Origin of the sequence: Vibrio sp. Isolate25, from assembly GCF_022398025.1 — a bacterium.
GTDB lineage: Bacteria > Pseudomonadota > Gammaproteobacteria > Enterobacterales > Vibrionaceae > Vibrio > Vibrio coralliilyticus_A.
In genome coordinates this window covers 197688-212337 of the sequence record NZ_JAKEUT010000003.1, presented here as the reverse complement: position 1 = coordinate 212337, position 14650 = coordinate 197688, and the positions used below count along the sequence as shown (strand labels likewise).

16 protein-coding genes are annotated in these 14650 nt (G+C 45.1%); 6 read left to right on the top strand and 10 right to left on the bottom strand.

Annotated elements, in window-relative coordinates:
* Positions 1-19: 19 nt before the first annotated feature.
* A complete protein-coding gene (locus L1D15_RS10690) occupies positions 20-1474 on the bottom strand; it encodes a M48 family metallopeptidase (RefSeq protein WP_239875582.1) in 1455 nt (484 codons plus the stop codon).
* A gap of 302 nt (positions 1475-1776) precedes the next feature.
* Between L1D15_RS10690 and L1D15_RS10685 the strand changes: the two genes are divergently transcribed.
* The 3 genes from L1D15_RS10685 (at position 1777) to L1D15_RS10675 (ending at position 5157) form a co-directional block, all read left to right on the top strand.
* Complete coding sequence (locus L1D15_RS10685; RefSeq protein ID WP_239838104.1) at positions 1777-2013, top strand: sulfurtransferase TusA family protein; 237 nt, start codon at positions 1777-1779, stop codon at positions 2011-2013.
* Positions 2006-3079, top strand: coding sequence for an AI-2E family transporter (locus L1D15_RS10680; protein ID WP_239838105.1), 1074 nt, complete (start codon positions 2006-2008; stop codon positions 3077-3079). Before L1D15_RS10685 ends, L1D15_RS10680 begins: the two co-directional genes overlap by 8 nt.
* A gap of 206 nt (positions 3080-3285) precedes the next feature.
* Complete coding sequence (locus L1D15_RS10675) at positions 3286-5157, top strand: methyl-accepting chemotaxis protein (protein WP_239875580.1); 1872 nt, start codon at positions 3286-3288, stop codon at positions 5155-5157.
* A gap of 51 nt (positions 5158-5208) precedes the next feature.
* Here the strand turns inward: L1D15_RS10675 and bcp are convergent, their stop codons facing one another.
* Positions 5209-5679, bottom strand: a complete 471-nt coding sequence (gene bcp / locus L1D15_RS10670) for a thioredoxin-dependent thiol peroxidase (RefSeq protein ID WP_239875578.1) — start codon at positions 5677-5679, stop codon at positions 5209-5211.
* 12 nt (positions 5680-5691) lie between these two features.
* Complete coding sequence (locus tag L1D15_RS10665) at positions 5692-6234, bottom strand: glycine cleavage system protein R (RefSeq protein WP_239865453.1); 543 nt, start codon at positions 6232-6234, stop codon at positions 5692-5694.
* Between the two features lie 300 nt (positions 6235-6534).
* Here L1D15_RS10665 and dapA point away from each other — a divergent pair, with 300 nt between their 5' ends.
* The gene (gene dapA / locus L1D15_RS10660; protein ID WP_239865454.1) at positions 6535-7413 is read left to right on the top strand and encodes a 4-hydroxy-tetrahydrodipicolinate synthase; all 879 of its coding nucleotides are present in this window, start codon (positions 6535-6537) and stop codon (positions 7411-7413) included.
* Positions 7414-7468: 55 nt separating this feature from the next.
* Complete coding sequence (gene bamC, locus L1D15_RS10655; protein WP_239875577.1) at positions 7469-8494, top strand: outer membrane protein assembly factor BamC; 1026 nt, start codon at positions 7469-7471, stop codon at positions 8492-8494.
* Positions 8495-8572: 78 nt separating this feature from the next.
* Here bamC and L1D15_RS10650 read toward each other — a convergent pair whose 3' ends face one another.
* Both L1D15_RS10650 and rnt read right to left on the bottom strand, forming a co-directional pair.
* A complete protein-coding gene (locus L1D15_RS10650) occupies positions 8573-9898 on the bottom strand; it encodes a Na+/H+ antiporter family protein (RefSeq protein ID WP_239838111.1) in 1326 nt (441 codons plus the stop codon).
* Positions 9899-9926: 28 nt separating this feature from the next.
* Positions 9927-10586 carry a ribonuclease T gene (gene rnt / locus L1D15_RS10645; protein WP_239875575.1) on the bottom strand — a complete coding sequence of 220 codons (660 nt, stop codon included), beginning with the start codon at positions 10584-10586 and terminating at the stop codon, positions 9927-9929.
* Positions 10587-10791: 205 nt separating this feature from the next.
* On the opposite strand from rnt, the gene L1D15_RS10640 reads away from it, so the two are divergent.
* Entirely contained in the window at positions 10792-11673 is an 882-nt protein-coding gene (locus tag L1D15_RS10640) for an OmpA family protein (RefSeq protein WP_239865459.1), read from the top strand.
* Here L1D15_RS10640 and L1D15_RS10635 read toward each other — a convergent pair.
* The 5 genes from L1D15_RS10635 to rsxG all read right to left on the bottom strand — a co-directional run bounded on the left by L1D15_RS10635 (position 11670) and on the right by rsxG (position 14649).
* Positions 11670-12107: a DUF2753 domain-containing protein gene (locus L1D15_RS10635; RefSeq protein ID WP_239865461.1), complete on the bottom strand. Its 438-nt coding sequence runs from the start codon at positions 12105-12107 to the stop codon at positions 11670-11672. The two genes, L1D15_RS10640 and L1D15_RS10635, sit on opposite strands and share 4 nt — an antisense overlap.
* A 117-nt stretch (positions 12108-12224) precedes the next feature.
* Positions 12225-12641, bottom strand: a complete 417-nt coding sequence (gene gloA / locus L1D15_RS10630) for a lactoylglutathione lyase (RefSeq protein WP_239838114.1) — start codon at positions 12639-12641, stop codon at positions 12225-12227.
* 12 nt (positions 12642-12653) lie between these two features.
* Positions 12654-13295, bottom strand: coding sequence for an endonuclease III (gene nth, locus L1D15_RS10625; protein WP_239865463.1), 642 nt, complete (start codon positions 13293-13295; stop codon positions 12654-12656).
* Positions 13296-13328: 33 nt separating this feature from the next.
* Positions 13329-14021 (bottom strand): electron transport complex subunit E, encoded by a 693-nt coding sequence (locus L1D15_RS10620; protein WP_239838116.1) that lies wholly within the window; start codon positions 14019-14021, stop codon positions 13329-13331.
* On the bottom strand, positions 14014-14649 hold the full coding sequence (gene rsxG / locus L1D15_RS10615; RefSeq protein WP_239875573.1) for an electron transport complex subunit RsxG: 636 nt from the start codon (positions 14647-14649) through the stop codon (positions 14014-14016). The genes L1D15_RS10620 and rsxG overlap by 8 nt, the downstream gene beginning before the upstream one ends.
* Position 14650 lies beyond the last annotated feature (1 nt).

Here is a 14650-nt window from a genome sequence, read left to right as displayed (position 1 = left end):
ACTGAGTGCTGCTTGGTCGTTATTGTAGAGCCATAAAACGATCTCGCTGAACCATCAGCTGATCAATACGCGCATCGTAACGTGCTTGCTTGAGACTGCCAAGCTCCGCGAGCTGACTTGCCTGAGTATAATATTGAATAGCCTTATTCCAATTGGCTTTGAGAGCTAAGACCTCGGCTCGCGCAGCAAGGTCTTCGTCACTGCGACCAAGATGAATATTCGCTTCTGAAAGCAGGTGCCAGCCGTTGACATCATTCGGGTTGTCGTGGGTATACCGCTGAAGGACTCTGATGGCTTCTTCATTCTTGTCTTGCTTCATTAACACATTCGCGTAATTGATCGTCAGTACTGAGTTCTTAGGTTTGTCCTTGAGTGCCGCTTGCAACATATTCTCAGCTTGTGATGCTTTTTCCTGCGCTATATACAGGTCAGACATGGCGTCGAGATAGAAGTTATTGTCAGGTTGCAATTTGATGAGTGATTGCAAAATATCATTGGCTTCGTCCAGTTCATTGTTATCAAGATGAACCAGCGCCCGACCATATTGGAATGAAACTTTGAGATTTTCTGGTGCTTTCTTTTCTGTACGAGAAAACCAATCCATGGCTGATTTCTCACTGATGCCTGCATATCGAGCGACAATACGAGCACGGGCTAAGTTATAATTTAGTGAAGGATCGACACGACGGGCTGGGTAATTCTGCGCTCTTGCACGACTATCGGTAATGCGATCTTCCGGCAATGGGTGAGTCAGCAACATTGGCGGTGGCTTGCTAGCGTATCGATACTCATCGGCTAGGCGACTGAAGAAGCGTGGCATCGCATTAACGTCATATCCCGCTTTGGCTAAGGTATCGATGCCAAATCGGTCAGCTTCTTTTTCGTTACTGCGTGTGTAATTTATCTGGCCTTGAATGTTTCCCGCAGTAGTGGCGGTAATTGCGGCGATCCCTGCTTCTGGGGCAGCAATAGCCAGCAACAGAGAGCCAGCTAGTGCTGCCATGGTTGCTGGCGAACGTCGTGCTTGCTCTTCCATACTGCGAGCGAGATGGCGCTGAGTCACGTGGGCAATCTCGTGAGCAACGACCGAAGCCAACTCACTTTCGCTTTGGGCATGAAGAAACAGTCCGGTATGTAGAGCGACATACCCACCAAAGAATGCAAATGCATTGATATTGCGGTCACGGATCATAAAGAAGGTAAATGGTGTCTTAACGTCATTGGCGTTAGCGACCAATTGGTGACCTAAGCTATCAATGTACTCATTCAATACTGGATCATTGACGATGGGCTGATTATTACGCAGCATGCGCATATAGGCATCACCGTATTGCAGCTCCTGATCTATGGTCAGTGTACTACTGGCTGCGGTACCAATATCGGGTAGGTCAAGAGTATTGGCGTAGATAGGTGATGGTGCACCAAGAGAAGCCGCTACACATAAGCAGACAATCGAACGCGTACGTTTAAACATATTTTATCGGTGATACTCCGTGATCATTTGGTCTATCCACTCTGTCTGTACCATTTCGTTATACTTATGGCATCAGGACAAGAAGTATAGCTTTTGACACTCGTTAACTGAGATGGTTTCACAGTTGTGAGAAGGGGTAAAGCCTTTAATAAGTGATACCCTTGGCTTTCGTGCTGATGCAAAAGTGTTCCACTGAGACGAGTCATTTCAATGTGAAACTTTTCGGCATCGATGTATTTGCACTGACGCTTGGAAAAAAACACTATACAATATTCTTTCTATGATAAGTATCGGGCTGAAGAATGGAACTGAATCTTTTGGATTTGCGTCAAGAGCGTTGCCCAATGGCGCTACTGTTAGCCAAGCGCCACACTAAGGCGTTGAGTGAGGGGCAGCAAACCAGTATTTATGTCTCTGATTCCAGCTCTTTGTCCGATATAACCTCTTTCCTACTTAAGCAGTCATTTGAATTGGTGTGCGAAGAGTTGGATGGCTATTACTCTTTGCAAGTGACTAAAGGAACCTTGTCGAATGTTTGAAATGGTGAGTCGCTGGTATAAGCGACGCTTTTCTGATCCACACGCTGTAAGCCTAGTGGCAATCCTGCTCTTTGGTTTTATCACGATTTATTTTTTTGGCAATTTGATTGCGCCTTTGCTGGTGGCTATCGTGTTAGCTTACTTGCTTGAATGGCCTGTATCCCAGCTATCACGCCTTGGTATTCCCAGAACCTTGTCCGTTATCTTGGTGATCTTAGGTTTCACCAGTTTGATGCTGGTAGCGGTTTTTGGGTTGGTTCCTACTATCTGGCAGCAGGTCGGTAACCTGATTAATGATATTCCTTCAATGTACACCGGGCTGCAAAAAGTGATAGCTGAGCTTCCGCAGCGTTACCCCGAGCTGGATAATTTTCAGATTGTTGAATCTTTGGTGTCCAATGCAAAGAATCAAGTCATTGTGATGGGGGAAACGGTAGTAAAGGGATCACTGGCATCATTGGTGAGTATTGCGACTTTGGCGGTTTATCTAATTTTGGTACCGCTATTAGTGTTTTTTCTATTAAAAGACAAACAAGAAATGATTGCGATGGCGAGTGGTGTTTTACCGCGTAACCGCAAGCTGGCCAACAAAGTATGGCATGAGATGAATGAGCAAATCTCGAATTACATTCGCGGTAAGGTGATGGAAATCTTGATTGTCGGTGGGGTGAGTTATGTAACATTTGCCATCTTAGATTTACGTTACTCGGTATTGCTAGCGGTTGCTGTCGGGCTCTCTGTGTTGATCCCTTATATTGGTGCAGCCGCAGTGACCGTGCCTGTTGCTATCGTAGGTTTGTTCCAGTGGGGACTAACGCCACAGTTTTACTGGTTGCTGATTGCCTATGGTATTATTCAAGCACTGGACGGTAATGTCCTTGTCCCAGTTCTTTTCTCTGAAGCGGTAAATTTACATCCCGTTGCCATTATAGTTGCGGTGTTGGTTTTTGGTGGCTTATGGGGGTTCTGGGGAGTCTTTTTTGCTATCCCGTTAGCGACGTTAGTCAAAGCAGTTTGGAATGCGCTACCCAGCAATGATGAGGAAGTGCATTCATATCCTAGTTGATATGTTTGTAAAACTTATCGCATATATAGCCCTAATGCATTTTGTGCATTAGGGCTTTTTATTTGCGCAAACGGTATATACTTTTTAAAAGATTGTTGTACAAAGTATGAATTTTGTAAGAAATTTCTTAAGTCTGCTGTGGTTAGGGCGATAATAACTAATGACAACATAACAATTACAAAACGAATTAATCTTTGAGGGACACTATGAGATTTAGTCAAAAAATCGTTGCTGCATCATCAGCATTGCTGTTGGTAACCGTGGTATTACTTTCGGTGCAACAACTGAGTACAGTAAAGGATGAAGTCGAGGACTTGGTTGATACCAGCCTCATTGAAATGGTGAAAGGGGTGAAAAATACCGTCACTTCTGAAATGGCAAGCAAGAAATCCCTTGCTCAATCCACCACCGAGGTGATTGAACTCGACCCTCAAAATAAAGCCCGTGTTAAAGATATTCTTGAAAAGCCCAATTTAAAAGGCAGCTTCTTGGCTGTTGGATATGGTTATGAAGTTGATGGTTTTGTTGTAGAAAATGACGACGGTTGGGAAGCAGGCCCTGATTATGATCCAAGAGTTCGACCTTGGTACAAAGATGCCAAAGCACAAGGCAAGCTCGTCGTAACGGCCCCCTATGTGGATGTGTCTTCAAAGAAAGTTATTATTTCTATTGGTACTCCTGTTCGAGATAATGGCCAGTTTACCGCAGCTATGTTCTACGATTTAGAGCTGACAGGTTTAGCCGATTTAGTAAATAGCGCTAACCTATTGGATGCTGGTTACTTGTTTATTATCACCGCTGATGGGACAACCATTGCTCACCCTGATGCCAAAAATAATGGCCAAAACCTTTCTACCTATTTGCCTGAAGCGAGTATCAAAGAAGGTAATCAACGTATAGAAAAAGAGGGTAAATCCTACCTCGTTCACTTTACGAAAGTGCCAAGTGAAAACTGGTATATCGGTGCGATTGTGGATGAAAGCATTGCATTTGCAGCGATAGATGATATGCGTAGTAGCTCGATCCTTTATGCTGTGATTAGTGTGGTGTTGAGTGTGGTGGTACTGAGCTTCCTGATTAAGTTCCTTATGAAGCCTCTAGGTACACTCAATGAAGCAATCAAGGATGTCGCTTCGGGGCAAGGTGATCTGACCAAACGTCTAGACACAAACACGGATAAAGAATTCGCGGAATTGGCTGAAGGCTTTAATACCTTTACCGAAACCTTGCAGAAGCAAATCCAACAGTCGAAAGCGATTGGTGCTGAAATTCTACGTGGTACGGAAATGACGGTTCAGGGCTCTCAAGAATCCGCTGAAGCGATGCGTAGCCAACTGCAAGAACTGGAACAGCTAGCCACTGCAATGAATGAAATGGCTGTGACGGCAACCGAAGTGGCAAATAATGCTCAAGGCGCAGCGGGGGCTGCCAAGGAAGCCGATGAAGCAACTCAGCAAGGTTCTTCTGTGGTGAGCGAGACCACAATATCAATTGATGCTCTATCTGCTCGCATCGATCAGGCTGTTGAAGAAGTTCAAGGGTTAGAATCTGCGACTGCGAATATTGAAACCATTCTTAAAGTCATCAATGATATTGCCGACCAAACGAATTTACTGGCTTTGAATGCGGCAATCGAAGCAGCGCGTGCTGGTGAGTCTGGTCGAGGCTTTGCGGTTGTTGCAGATGAGGTTCGAACTCTTGCGCAGCGTACTCAGGAATCGACGACAGAGATTCGCAGCATGATCGAGCAGTTGCAAGCCGGAGCAAGCTCCGTGTCTGCGGCTATGCACGAAAGTAAGAACACAGCAGTTGATGCGGTAGATAAAGCACAAGCCGCGGATGAATCTTTACACCGAATCCGTGATGCCATTCAGCGTATTACGGATATGAACATGCAGATAGCTTCTGCAGCAGAAGAGCAAAGCTTAGTGGCGGAAGAGATCAACAGCAACACCGTCAAGATTAAAGATCTCTCCACGCAAGTCGCAGACTCAGCCGAGAATGCCAATATTGCCATGCAAGTTCAGACTGAGAACGTGCGTGAGCAAGACGCCATTTTAAACAAATTTATTGTCTAGAATCCCAACAAAAAACGCCAGCGACTCGCTGGCGTTTTGTTATTAGCTGAATTATTTGTTTTCGTTTAGATAGTCCAGCACGACTTCATGGTGGTTTTTGGTCTTAAATTTATCAAAGACGTGCTCAATCACACCTTCTTCGTTGATAAGGAAACTGATACGGTGTAGGCCGTCGTAGACTTTTCCCATGAACTTTTTCTCGCCCCAAACACCGAACTGTTCTGCTACTGCATGATCTTCGTCAGAGAGCAGAGTGAAGTTGAGGTTATCACGTTCAATAAATTTACCCAGACGTTTTACTGGGTCGATACTGACACCTAATACAACCACATTGTGTGCATCCAGCTCAGCTTTAGTGTCACGCAGTCCTTGAGCCTGAACAGTACATCCTGGTGTCATGGCTTTGGGGTAGAAGTAGAAAAGAACTTTTTTGCCGGCAAAATCACCGAGTGAAACTGTGTTGCCGTCTTGATCCAGCAGGGAAAATGCCGGAGCTGGAGTGCCAGCTGTTAGCGTGTTCATTGATTTTCCTTTTTATTGACTGTTCTTTATGAAATTTAATGAGCCTTGCACGTCAAGGCTTGAGCATAGTGCTTCGAAATCTTCTTGGAGTTGCATCAAGTTACATTCTGCATCCACTGTCGCTGTTAGTGCGATGTGGAATTGGTTGTTCTCTGAATGAACTTTTGCTTTATCTATGGTCTGTGCGCTGAGTGACGCAAGGCCAATATTTTTATCTGCGAAGAACTGAGTGAATTTTTCGGTTAAACCCAACTTATCATCAGACTCCACAAACACTTCAAGGCTGTAAGAATTGTCAGCGTATGCGTGCTGTGATGTACGTTTCATCATAGTGATGAGATCAAGTTCTTGGCCTAACAATGGTAAAGTGGTCTCGACACGTGTGATGGCGGCGTTATTGCCAGACAACAGCATAATCAAGGTGAACTCATTGCCGAAAAGCGCAATGCGACTGTCGACAATATTGCATCTAGACTGTGTGACCAAGTGAACCACTTGGTTGCAGACGCCTGGGCGGTCTGTCCCTACCGCTGTAATCACCAAATGTTGAGTCATAGTATCACTTTGAGCATTGTTATGATTATTAATGAGATAGCTTAGCACAGTTGTCGAAGAGAAAAATGTTCGCAATGGATAAAACTGGCGCAATTTTCGCCGCTTGCTTTTCTGCTCGTCGGAGAGCTTGATATTTCTAACTTCAGGCTGACAACAGGCCTTTAAAAAGGCGTAAGTTGCCAAAGTTCTAACATCTGATAAATATTCATTCAAATAGGTGATTTAAGCGGGTTTAATCGCTTGTCTTTTTCAATCGCCTTACAGTACCATGCAGAAAGTATCTAAATTAGGGAGAAAGACATGTTTTCAGGAAGTATCGTAGCGTTAATTACACCGTTTAATGATGATGGCGAAGTAGATTACGTAAGCCTGAAAAAACTTGTGGATTTTCACGTTGAGTCTGGCTCAGATGGAATTGTGGCCGTTGGCACTACTGGTGAGTCTGCAACGTTAACTGTGGAAGAGCATGTCAAAGTTGTAACCAAAACTGTAGAATTTGCCGATGGCCGTATTCCTGTCATTGCTGGTACGGGGGCAAATGCGACACATGAATCCGTGACTTTCAGCCGATTACTTAACAACTCAGGCATCTCTGGTTGTCTGAGTGTGACGCCGTATTACAACAAACCGACCCAAGAAGGTTTGTACCAGCATTACAAAGCGATAGCGGAAGAGAGTGATGTTCCACAAATCCTATATAACGTGCCAGGTCGTACTGCAGTGGATTTATTACCGGAAACCGTTGCTCGTCTTGCTGAAATCGATAATATCGTGGCGCTGAAAGACGCAACGGGCGATTTAAGCAGAATTGCAATTCATCGTGAACTTTGTGGCAAAGATTTTATCTTACTAAGTGGTGATGATTCGAGTGGCCTTGATTTTGTTAAGCAAGGTGGCCAAGGTGTGATTTCTGTAACGAATAACATTGCGGCAGCCGATATGGCGAAAATGATGAAACTTGCTCTTGAAGGCAAGTACGAAGAAGCCGAAATTATCAACCAACGCTTGATGCCGCTTCATAAGAATCTGTTTGTTGAGTCCAGCCCAATCCCAGTTAAGTGGGCGGCGCATAAGATGGGCTTGATTGCTCATGGTGACTTAAGATTACCGCTGACAGAACTGTCTGAAAATGCTCGCCCTATTGTGGCGCAGGCGATGACAGAAGCTTGTATTTACTAATTCAGAATGAATTGCCGAAGCACTGAGCTTCGGCATTTAATTATCAGGAGTTTCAATGAAATTGTCTCATCAGCTAGTTGTCAGTTCGCTAGCTGTTTTTGTTTTAAGTGCCTGCTCTGGGGACGCAACGCAACGTCGTCAAGCTAAGGACGATTTTGACTATCTCAATACCCCACCACTATCGGAATGGAAGAATATCGAAGGTGTTCAGCCACGTGTTTACACCAACTACCAAATCCCTCAGGGTGAGTTTGCTGGTGGAACTGGGCGTGACGTTGATATTCGTCCACCACAGCAAGTGCTTGAGCTGATTCCTGGCGCACGAGCTGAGCGTCAAAACGGTGAAGTGACTTTATGGCTGTTGCGTAAAGATGAGTTGGATAAAGTATGGCAGACAGCTGTGACTATGCTGAAAGAGCAGAATATTTCAATTCGTGAGCAGACAGATAACCGCATCGAAACCGATTGGGTTAGCTGGGTATCGGAAGATGAAGATGCCGAAATTGGCTCTCGCTACGAAATTACTAGCCTAGAAGCCAATAACCGTTATGGATTTAAGATTTCCTTAATTGACTGGCGTGAAGCGGGCAAACAAATACCAGTGTCAGCTACGAATAAAGAGCGTTATAACGCATTAATGACTAACTTAGTCACTGCGCGTTATGATCTCGATATTCGCCAAGAAGCCGCTCGTCGTGCAGAAGAATTGGTTAAACAGATCCCAATTTCAATGGGGACAGACAGAAGTGGCTTCCCGGTGATCATCGCCCGCACGTCTTACAATGTATTATGGCCTCGTTTGCCTAAGCTTCTGCCAGAAATGGGGTTCACTATTGAAGAACGTAGTCAGTCGCAAGGTACAGTAAAAGCGAAATATGCGGCTCCAGATGATGAGTTTTGGACAGAAATTGGCGTTAAACCTATTGGCCTGTCTTCAGGGACTTATACTTTCCTATTTGGTGATTTAGGGAACCGAACTTCAATCAACGTTACCGACTCTTCTGGCAAGCCTGTCGAAGAAGAGTTGCTAAAAGATATGGTGCCTGTTCTATCAGCAGTAGTGGATAAACACGCGAAGTGAAGTTACGCTAAATAAGCAATAAAAAGCTGACTTTTAAAGTCAGCTTTTTTTATGTTTGTTGTTTTGCTTTGGGCTCGATTAGAGAACCATTGCCGCAATCCAACCAAACACAATCAATGGGATGTTGTAGTGCACGAAAGTCGGGACTACAGTTTCCCAAATGTGTTCATGTTGACCATCGGCATTGAGACCAGAAGTAGGACCAAGTGTTGAATCAGAAGCTGGAGAACCCGCATCACCCAAGGCGGCAGCAGTACCAACTAGAGCGATCGTTGCCATTGGCGAGAAACCGAATGCGGCTGCCAGTGGAACATAAATAGTCGCTATGATTGGGATGGTCGAGAACGAAGAACCGATACCCATTGTGACTAACAGGCCAACGATGAGCATCAATAATGCCGCAAGCGGTTTGTTATCGCCAATGCTGGTAGACAAAGCTTCAACCAAAGATTCGACACCACCAGTCTGCTTCATTACGGCAGCGAAGCCTGCTGCAGCGATCATGATGAAACCAATCATCGCCATCATATGCACACCTTTGGTAAACACATCATGGGTTTCTTTCCATGCGATCACACCGCCAAAAGTGAAGACCATAAAGCCTGCGAGCGCACCAATGATCATTGACCCTGTTGTTAACTGAACAGAAAGAGCAGCCAAGATACCTGCACCTGCGATTAGGATGTTCTTTTTGTTAATAGAAGGCGTGTTTTCTTCAACATGCGTCAGCTCCGTTTCTTTATACTCACGAGGTTGACGGTAGCTAAAGAAAATAGCGGTCAGAAGGCCAAATATCATGCCGGCGGCCGGCAGTAGCATAGCCACTGGAACTTGGCTGGCGACAACGGATTCTAACCCGTTATCGTGGAGGTTTTTTAGCAGGATGTTGTTAAGGAAGATACCGCCAAAACCGACAGGAAGCACCATATAAGGGGTAACGAGGCCGAATGTCAGCACACAGGCAATCATACGACGGTCAAGCTTCAATTTTGCAAAAACGCCTAACAGAGGTGGGATAAGAATAGGGATGAAGGCGATATGTACAGGTACGACGTTTTGCGATGACATGGTCACTAAGATCAGTGCGATTAACACTGCGTACTTAAGACCTGTCGAAGCAGAGCCGTTTTCTTTACCGTGGATACGTTTGATGACGCTATTGGCTAGCAAATCGGTGATACCAGATTTGGAGATAGCAACAGCAAAGGTGCCCAGCATTGCGTAGCTGAGTGCAATCGTTGCGCCTCCACCAAGGCCGCTTTCAAATGCCGCAACTGCATCATTGAGGCTCATACCTGCAACGAGGCCCCCAACAATTGCACTGAATGTCAGAGCGACGACGACATTCACACGCATCAGGGCGAGAAGCAGCATGATGCATACTGAAATTACAACAGGATTCATAGTTTACTCGTTTGTTGTGTTTGCTTTTTTAGTTATTGTCTTCAATGTTTTCACCAGCAAGTGGCCAGCCACCCAGAGCTTTCCATTTGTTGACGATGCCGCAGAAGAGTTCTGCCGTTTTTTGTGTGTCATAAAGGGCAGAGTGGGCTTCTTTATTGTCAAATTCCATCCCAGCAGCTTTGCACGCTTTAGCTAACACAGTTTGGCCATAAGCCAGTCCGCTTAGTGTCGCAGTGTCAAAGGTAGCAAAGGGGTGGAAAGGGACTCGTTTTAGCTTGCTACGCTCACTGGCGGCCATCACAAAGTTATGATCGAAAGTTGCGTTATGAGCGACGATAATTGCACGGCTGCAATCGGCCGCTTTTTGTTCTTTGCGCACAAGCTTATAAATTTCTTTTAGGGCTTCGGATTCAGGTATTGCACCACGTAGTGGACTGAAAGGATCGCGAATGCCATTAAAATCCAGAGCTTCCTTCTCAAGGTTTGCTCCTTCAAAAGGCTCAACATGAAAATGTATGGTAGAAGCGGGCTGAAGATCGCCATTTTCGTCCATTTTCAGAGTGACGGCACAGATTTCTAACAGTGCATCCGTTTTAGCGTTAAAACCTGCTGTTTCTACATCAATAACGACAGGGAAATAGCCACGAAATCGTTTTTTGAGCGTCAATGCTTCGTTTTCTACAGTCATGTTGGCCTAGTATTATGTGACAAGGGCAGCATTATTGCAGATTCTCAAGGTAAGACAAACCGGATTGGCGAATTAATAATGCTCAATGCTTATTGATAGGTGTGAAAATATGCTTAGACTTTTTGGCGAGGTTTTTGCATTCCTAAGTGTTGTAGAAGTATTAGCGGCAACTTTGCGCCGTATTGAGTAAGAGAATCCGTACCCCATGAAGAGACTGTTAGCCACTAGCTTAACGTTACTATTTACCTCTATTGCCAGTTCAGTATCGGCAATGGATGTTCGCTATGTTGCTAAGCCTCAGCAATCGCAGTGGCAGATGATTGCAAACACGCCACTGGAGTGTCGAATGGTACATCCGATTCCAAATTATGGTGACGCAGTATTTTCTTCTCATGCCAGCAAAAAAATCAATCTTGATTTCGAATTGAAGATGAAACGTCCAATGGGTAAAACCCGTGATGTTTCGTTGGTATCTATGCCTCCAGTCTGGCGCCCTGGTGACAGCTCGGAGCGTATCACCAATATTCGCTTTTTTCAGCAATTTGATGGTTATGTCGGTGGACAAACAGCGTGGAGTATTCTGACTGAATTGGAGAAAGGGCGCTATCCCACTTTCAGTTATCAGGAATGGCAAAGCCGTGATCAGCGCATAGAAGTGGCATTATCTTCCGTGTTATTTCAGCGTTCCTACAATGCATTTAGCGATTGTATCGCCAACTTATTGCCGTATAGCTTTGAAGACATTGCTTTTACTATTTTGCATTATGACCGTTCAAGTGTGCAGCTGAACAAAGCGTCACAAAAACGTTTGGCGCAGATTGCCGAATACATTCGTCATAACCAAGATATCGATTTAGTTTTGGTGTCGACTTACACTGCCAATGATGAAAGTAAAAGTGCTAGCCAAAACTTATCAGAGCAGCGTGCTGAAGTATTACGTGACTACTTTAAATCTTTAGGTTTACCAGAAGACCGAATTCAGGTTCAAGGCTATGGCCGTCGTCGCCCTGTCGATGACAATTCTTCACCAATAGGCAAAGATAAAAACCGTCGAGTTGTGATATCACTGGGGCGGACGCAGGTTTAATTTAGACGAAACCTTGCAATGAGATTACAGTTAGTGGCGGTGTCTATGTCCTGAACAAGTTTGGCTATTTTGGGGTTTGGGTGTCTTTTCATGAACTCAATCAATGCTTTTTTACAGCAACCCATAGAGTCGACAAAGGCATCACAATGGTGGTTTGGACATTGCGGTACTAGTGTCAGCACCTTTTCGGAAGCAAGTTGAAGATATTTCAGTTCATACTTGGTATCGCCCATCGTGCGCCAAAACGAAGCCATATTATGGCAGGAAATCACTGAAATCATCAGGCGCTCTTCAACGTCGATCTCACTTGAGTCACTAATTCGTTCGCTTAATGTTAACGCTTGTTGGTAGTGAAGAATGCTACGCAGATGATCAGCATCATTCATTGCGATATCAGCCAGTAACGTGTGTTTTTCCCACTCGGCGACGCCCATTGTTTTCTCACTCTCCAAGTTCACAATATCTGGAGATTAAATGATAACCATTATCATGTAAAGTGAAAAATAATAGGGTAACAGAGTGTCACCCTATCGAGTCAGTATTGGAGGTGATCACCCTTCAAGGCCAGCAGATGCTTGTTTGTTTTGGATTAGCTCGAGCATATAGCCGTCAGGGTCTTTGACGAAAGCAATGTGAGTCGTGCCTCCCTTGACAGGGCCCGGTTCGCGAGTCACATTGCCGCCAGCTGCTTTGATCGCATCACAAGTTTGGTAGATGTCTTCGACACCAATCGCGATATGGCCAAACGCACTGCCCAGATCGTACTCTGTGGTACCCCAGTTGTAAGTCAGTTCAATGACTGCCCCTTGAGATTCATCACCGTAACCCAAGAAAGCGAGAGTGTATTCATACTCTTTATTTTCATTGGTACGCAGCAACTGCATTCCCATTACTTCTGTGTAAAACTTGATCGACTTTTCTAAATCACCCACTCGTAGCATGGTGTGTAAAATACGCCCGTTTGACATTGCTTTGCTCTCCTAGTTTTCTGGGTAAACTTTCTCTTTAAACTCACACAAATCTTCAATGATACAGCTACCGCAGCGCGGCTTGCGTGCAACACAGGTGTAGCGCCCATGAAGAATCAACCAATGATGTACATCGAGTTTGAATTCTTTGGGTACGACTTTGAGTAACTTCTCTTCCACCTGATCGACATTTTTGCCCATCGCGAACTTAGTGCGGTTAGAGACACGGAAGATATGCGTGTCTACAGCAATAGTTGGCCAGCCGAAAGCGGTATTCAGTACCACATTGGCAGTCTTGCGACCGACGCCAGGTAGAGCTTCCAATGCGGCTCGATCTTCAGGGACTTCGCCATTGTGTTTATCCAGCAGAATACGGCAAGTCTTGATGACGTTTTCCGCTTTTGAGTTAAACAGACCAATGGTCTTTATGTATTCTTTGACGCCATCAACGCCCAAATCGAATATTCCTTGTGGCGTATTCGCAACCGGATAAAGCTTGTCGGTTGCTTTGTTGACACTCACATCTGTTGCCTGAGCGGATAAGAGCACGGCAATTAAGAGTTCGAAAGGGGTACTCCAGTTGAGCTCAGTCTGAGGGTTAGGGTTGTTTGCCCTTAGACGTTCCAGTATTTGTACTCGTTTTTCTTTATTCATTTTGAAGCGGCTTTCCAGTGTGTAGACCAGACATTACTGATTCGTGACGCGAGCGCGTTCAATGGTCGGTTTTTCTTGTTTTGGCTGACGAGCTTCTAGCTGTTTATCTATGATGTTTTTCAGTGCGATGAGTAACCCAACGCCAATAAAAGCTCCGGGTGGAAGAAGTGCCAGCAGAAAACTATTATCAAACTGGAATATTTCAATGCGCAGGGCACTTGCCCAGCTGCCAAGCAACAGGTCAGCGCCATCAAATAAGGTACCATTGCCGATCACTTCACGCATCGCACCTAAAACGACCAGAACACTAGTCATTCCGAGGCCCATCCAGAAACCATCCTGAGCCGAGGGTAATAAGGCATTTTTAGAGGCAAAAGCTTCAGCACGACCGATGATAATACAGTTGGTCACGATAAGAGGAATGAAAATGCCCAAAGAGAGATAGAGGCCGTAAGCGTATGCGTTCATCAGCAGTTGAACACAAGTCACCAGAGCGGCAATGATCATCACGAAGACGGGGATACGTACTTCTTTTGGCACATAGTCACGCACTAAAGATACAGTGACGTTGGACCCTACTAATACCAGCAAAGTGGCGATACCCAAACCTAAAGCATTGGTTACGGTTGAAGAGACTGCCAACAATGGACAGAGGCCTAGTAGCTGAACCAGTGCGGGGTTGTTGTCCCACATACCATTTTTAATCAGTGTTTTGTGTTCACTCATTGTTGCCTCCACAATTAAGTGGTTGGTTCTGGATTTGTGCGCGATTATCGTTTACAAATTGTACGGTATTTTTGACCGCTTTGACGACTGCTCTTGGGGTAATTGTCGCACCAGTAAATTGATCGAATTGGCCACCATCTTTGCGCACCTTCCAGTCAGCTTCATTTTCAGGTGTGAGTTTTTTACCAGCAAAACTCAGAATCCAATCAGTGACACGCAAGTCGATTTTATCGCCTAACCCCGGCGTTTCCTGATGAGCCAGTACCCGTGAACCTAGCACTGTACCGTCTTGTTTAATACCGACGATAATTTTGATCGCTCCGTTATAACCGTCCGGCGCAATGGACTCGATTGCCAATGCGGTGGGTTCGTCATTCTTGCTCGCCATATAAACAGGCATTGGAGTATCCGTACCAAGTGCAGGATCTGTGACCATGGTGCAGGACTTATACAAGCTGTTGTCATGCATTTGTTGTGGAATCACTTGATTGAGCACAGACAACAACTGGGCTTGCTCCTGTTGACGGATCTGCTCTTTAGTTAAGTAGTGAGTGAGGGCGACGACACCTGTTGAAGCACAGGCGAAAATCGCGAGTATTACACCGTTCTTGCGAATCGCGTTTAACATA

Bases quoted from the DNA above. Each gene is read 5' to 3' on its own strand.
- L1D15_RS10665 (WP_239865453.1), bottom strand. From the start codon at position 6,234: ATGACTCAACATTTGGTGATTACAGCGGTAGGGACAGACCGCCCAGGC.
- bcp (WP_239875578.1), bottom strand. From the start codon at position 5,679: ATGAACACGCTAACAGCTGGCACTCCAGCTCCGGCATTTTCCCTGCTG.
- L1D15_RS10690 (WP_239875582.1), bottom strand. From the start codon at position 1,474: ATGTTTAAACGTACGCGTTCGATTGTCTGCTTATGTGTAGCGGCTTCT.
- rsxG (WP_239875573.1), bottom strand. From the start codon at position 14,649: ATGTTAAACGCGATTCGCAAGAACGGTGTAATACTCGCGATTTTCGCC.
- L1D15_RS10650 (WP_239838111.1), bottom strand. From the start codon at position 9,898: ATGAATCCTGTTGTAATTTCAGTATGCATCATGCTGCTTCTCGCCCTG.
- L1D15_RS10620 (WP_239838116.1), bottom strand. From the start codon at position 14,021: ATGAGTGAACACAAAACACTGATTAAAAATGGTATGTGGGACAACAAC.
- nth (WP_239865463.1), bottom strand. From the start codon at position 13,295: ATGAATAAAGAAAAACGAGTACAAATACTGGAACGTCTAAGGGCAAAC.
- rnt (WP_239875575.1), bottom strand. From the start codon at position 10,586: ATGACTGTAGAAAACGAAGCATTGACGCTCAAAAAACGATTTCGTGGC.
- L1D15_RS10675 (WP_239875580.1), top strand. From the start codon at position 3,286: ATGAGATTTAGTCAAAAAATCGTTGCTGCATCATCAGCATTGCTGTTG.
- L1D15_RS10635 (WP_239865461.1), bottom strand. From the start codon at position 12,107: ATGGGCGTCGCCGAGTGGGAAAAACACACGTTACTGGCTGATATCGCA.
- L1D15_RS10640 (WP_239865459.1), top strand. From the start codon at position 10,792: ATGAAGAGACTGTTAGCCACTAGCTTAACGTTACTATTTACCTCTATT.
- L1D15_RS10680 (WP_239838105.1), top strand. From the start codon at position 2,006: ATGTTTGAAATGGTGAGTCGCTGGTATAAGCGACGCTTTTCTGATCCA.
- bamC (WP_239875577.1), top strand. From the start codon at position 7,469: ATGAAATTGTCTCATCAGCTAGTTGTCAGTTCGCTAGCTGTTTTTGTT.
- dapA (WP_239865454.1), top strand. From the start codon at position 6,535: ATGTTTTCAGGAAGTATCGTAGCGTTAATTACACCGTTTAATGATGAT.
- gloA (WP_239838114.1), bottom strand. From the start codon at position 12,641: ATGTCAAACGGGCGTATTTTACACACCATGCTACGAGTGGGTGATTTA.
- L1D15_RS10685 (WP_239838104.1), top strand. From the start codon at position 1,777: ATGGAACTGAATCTTTTGGATTTGCGTCAAGAGCGTTGCCCAATGGCG.